At 62.7% G+C, this 3,254-nt stretch carries 3 protein-coding genes; 2 read left to right on the top strand and 1 reads right to left on the bottom strand.

The annotated features are described in order from the left end of the window. Positions 1-45 precede the first annotated feature (45 nt). Both KDH09_13415 and KDH09_13410 read left to right on the top strand, forming a co-directional pair. Positions 46-1,203, top strand: a complete 1,158-nt coding sequence (locus tag KDH09_13415; protein MCB0220692.1) for an ABC transporter permease — start codon at positions 46-48, stop codon at positions 1,201-1,203. An 87-nt stretch (positions 1,204-1,290) separates the two neighbouring features. Further along, positions 1,291-1,914, top strand: coding sequence for a class I SAM-dependent methyltransferase (locus tag KDH09_13410; GenBank protein MCB0220691.1), 624 nt, complete (start codon positions 1,291-1,293; stop codon positions 1,912-1,914). A gap of 52 nt (positions 1,915-1,966) precedes the next feature. Here KDH09_13410 and KDH09_13405 read toward each other — a convergent pair whose 3' ends face one another. Then, complete coding sequence (locus KDH09_13405; protein MCB0220690.1) at positions 1,967-3,097, bottom strand: multicopper oxidase domain-containing protein; 1,131 nt, start codon at positions 3,095-3,097, stop codon at positions 1,967-1,969. Positions 3,098-3,254 lie beyond the last annotated feature (157 nt).

Below are 3,254 nucleotides of genomic sequence, written 5' to 3'. Positions count from 1 at the left end.
CTCTCCCTGAAAGGGAGAGGGGCTGAGCAGTAGAGGACTCAATAGATGGCCATTCCACTGACCTACTCGATGCGCAACATCATCGCCCGCAAGCGCTCGGTCGCGGTGACGGTGGTGGGTGTGGCGCTCTCGGTGATGGTCTACGTGGTGATCTCCGCCACGGCGGCGGGAATCGAGCGCGTGGCTGTCTCCTCGGGCGAGCCCGACAACGTGGTGATCCTGGCGCGCGGCGCGGCGACCGACGATGCCTCACGCATTCCAAAGAACGCGGTGCCGGTGCTCAGCTACCTGCCCGAGGTCGCCCGCGATTCAGGCGGCAACCCGCTGGCCAGCGTGGAAGCCAAAGTGACCCGCCCGGTCCCGCGCGTGGGATCGAGCGCCACCAGCGGCGCGGACGTGCGCTTTACGACGGTGAGGGGTGTCGAGGAGATCGCCTTCGCGGTGCACCGGCGCGTGCGACTCATCGAGGGACGCATGCCCCAGGCCCCCGGCGAAATCGTGATCGGGCGGCTCGTTCCCTCAAAGCTCGGCGAGATTCGCATAGGCGACGAACTGCTCTTCGGGCGACAGCCCCACAAGGTGGTCGGCATCTTCAGTGCGCAGGGCCAGATCTTCGACGGCGAAATCTGGATGGACTACCAGGACGCGCTCTCGGAATTCGATCTCGACGGACCCAACGTGGTGGTCGCACGTCTCAAGAGTGCGGAGCAGGTTCCGGCCTTCATCGACAAGCTCGACGAGTCCAAGCAGGTGAACGTCGAGGCCAAGGGCGAGCTCGACTACTACAAGGAAGTGCAGAAGGCGTCGGTGGCCTTCAGCTTTCTGGGAAACCTGATCGGCGTGTTCATGGGACTTGGCGCCGTGTTCGCCGGCATGAACACCATGTATGCGGCGATGAGCCGGCGCCTGCGGGAGCTCGGCACGCTGCGGGCGCTTGGCTTTGGCCGCTACGACGTTGCCGGGGCGCTGCTGGCCGAGAGTTTCTTCCTGGGAACCCTCGGCGGGGCGCTGGGGCTGCTTCTTTCGCTGGCCTTCAACGGGGTGGACTTTAATCTCTTCGACATCGCCATTGAGATCAGCGTGGGACGCTCGGAGGCGGTGAGCGGCGGCGTGCTGGCGCTGGCCATTGGGCTGCTCGGGGGCTTCATGCCCGCCAAAAGCGCCGCGCAACTGGCCATTGTCGACGCCCTGCGCCACGCCTGATCCTTTTACATGAAAGTAGGGGGGCGCCCCCTCGCCACTTCCGACAAAACGCAGTAGAATTCCATTCAAGTCGGAAGGCATGCCGCGATGCTGAACAAGCTGCTGGCCAGGAACCTGCGCCAACCGTCCGGATTTTTCGGGCGGCTGGTGGGCCGGGAAATGAACCGCGCGAACCGGGCGATGAACCGGGCTGCGGTGCATCACCTTGCGCCCGGCGCCGATGAGCAGATTCTCGAAATCGGATTTGGCGGCGGTGCCAGTCTCATCCCCATTGCAGAACATCTTGGGAAAGGGCGCATTGTGGGCGTCGATCTCTCGGACGAGATGATTGCGCTCGCCTCGCGCAAGCACCCGGGACTCATCGAGAGCGGGCGCCTTGAACTGCGCAAGGGTGGTGCCGAGGACCTTCCCTGCGAGGACGCGAGCTTTGATCGCGCGCTCACAGTGAACACGCTGTATTTCTGGAGTGATCCCCCGCGCGTGGCGAGCGAGATCCTGCGCGTGCTGCGCCCCGGCGGGACATTCGTGCTGGCATTTCGCCCCAAGTGCGCGATGGAGCGCTTTGCCTTTACCAAGCACGGCTTCTCCATCTACGCCGACGAAGAGGTCTACTCCCTGCTGCAGAGCGCGGGCTTCGATTCCATCCGTTTCGAGCGCGGCGACGATGACCGCATGGGCTATGTGTGCGCCATTGCGCGAAAACCGGCCTGAATTGCCCGGAATAAATTGAACGGCCGCCCCATTGGGGCGGCCGTTTTCGTTGTTACGGATTGACCTGGTAGCGGGTGATCATGCCGGCGGCGATGTGATCGTTGACATGGCAATGATAGAGCCAGGTTCCGGGGTTGGCAGCCTCCATGTCGACCACCTTCATGCTTGCCGGCAGCAGTTCCACCACGTCGGTGCGACGCCCGTCGTAGATCACCGTGTTTCCGTGCCAGTGAGGCGTATGCAGGTCTACCTCCGTGCCCAGCGCAAGCAGGTACCAGCGCACGATTTCTCCCTTTTCAGCCTGGACCATGGGGCCGTTCCCGTAGACATAGCCGTTGATGGCGTGCATCAGGTTGCTCTCGAGAAAATCGTCGTCTTCTAGGGCGGCGTCGACGTCGCTGAGATCGGTGTAGGCGAGCATGTTGTCTTCAATGAAGTGGCTGCTGTTCTCGTCGTAGACGGTGAAGTAACTCACGGCCTCGCGGTCCACGTCGATGGGGCGCGCATCGGCGTCGGCCAGCAGCGGATCGGCCACGACGATTGCGCCGACAAGGCCGCTGTTGGTATCGGCAATGGGGTTCACATGGGAGTGATAGAGCCACACGACCGAGCTCCCGTCGTCCGGGCCGGGGCCGGCCGAAGCGGGCACGCCCCAGGTGTAGGTGTAGGTGTCGCCGGGCATCACGGCGTCGTCCTCCTTGTCGCCGCCGCTGGTGCCGTCGTTGGAACCGGCCCCTTCATTGGCCTTGCTGTAGAAAACGCCATGGGGATGGACGGAGTAGGGAAGCGAACCGTTGTTCTTGAAGACGACCTCAATGGTGTCGCCCACAACTGCGCGAAGGATCGGGCCGAGGGTGCCCTTGTGCTGCCACTCGGGCGCGACGGGTTTGGGCGTGGTGAAGGTGGCGTCGGTGTATTCAACGAAGAGGGCCTTCATATACTGCCTGCCGATGTGACCGGCATCGTTGCCGACAAAGACTTCTTCGTCCTCGCTCCAGGCAGCGTCCTTGATCTCGTTGCGATCGGCGGGCGCGTAGTCCCAGACCGACTCTTCGGCGGCGAGGTAGTAGGTGCGGGTCGTGCCCTGGTAGCCGGGGGCCGGGTCGTCGCCGCAACCGGCTGTCAGAGACGAGAGGCAGAGGGCAAAGAGCCCGGTGAGGGATAGGATTGTGCGAACTTGCATGGGTGGATCTCCACATCTGGATGAATTGGGCCGGGCGGGAGATCCAGCACGTGGAGAGTCGTATCAATTATGATATTGAAAGTCAATATCATAATTGATCAAAACAAGCCTTACCCATTCCTTCGCTATTTCAGGGGTTTCTAGAAGTTCAGCCAGT

It is taken from the genome of Chrysiogenia bacterium (genome assembly GCA_020434085.1).
Classification (GTDB): Bacteria; JAGRBM01; JAGRBM01; order JAGRBM01; family JAGRBM01; genus JAGRBM01.
This window is presented reverse-complemented; position numbering and strand designations above follow the sequence as displayed.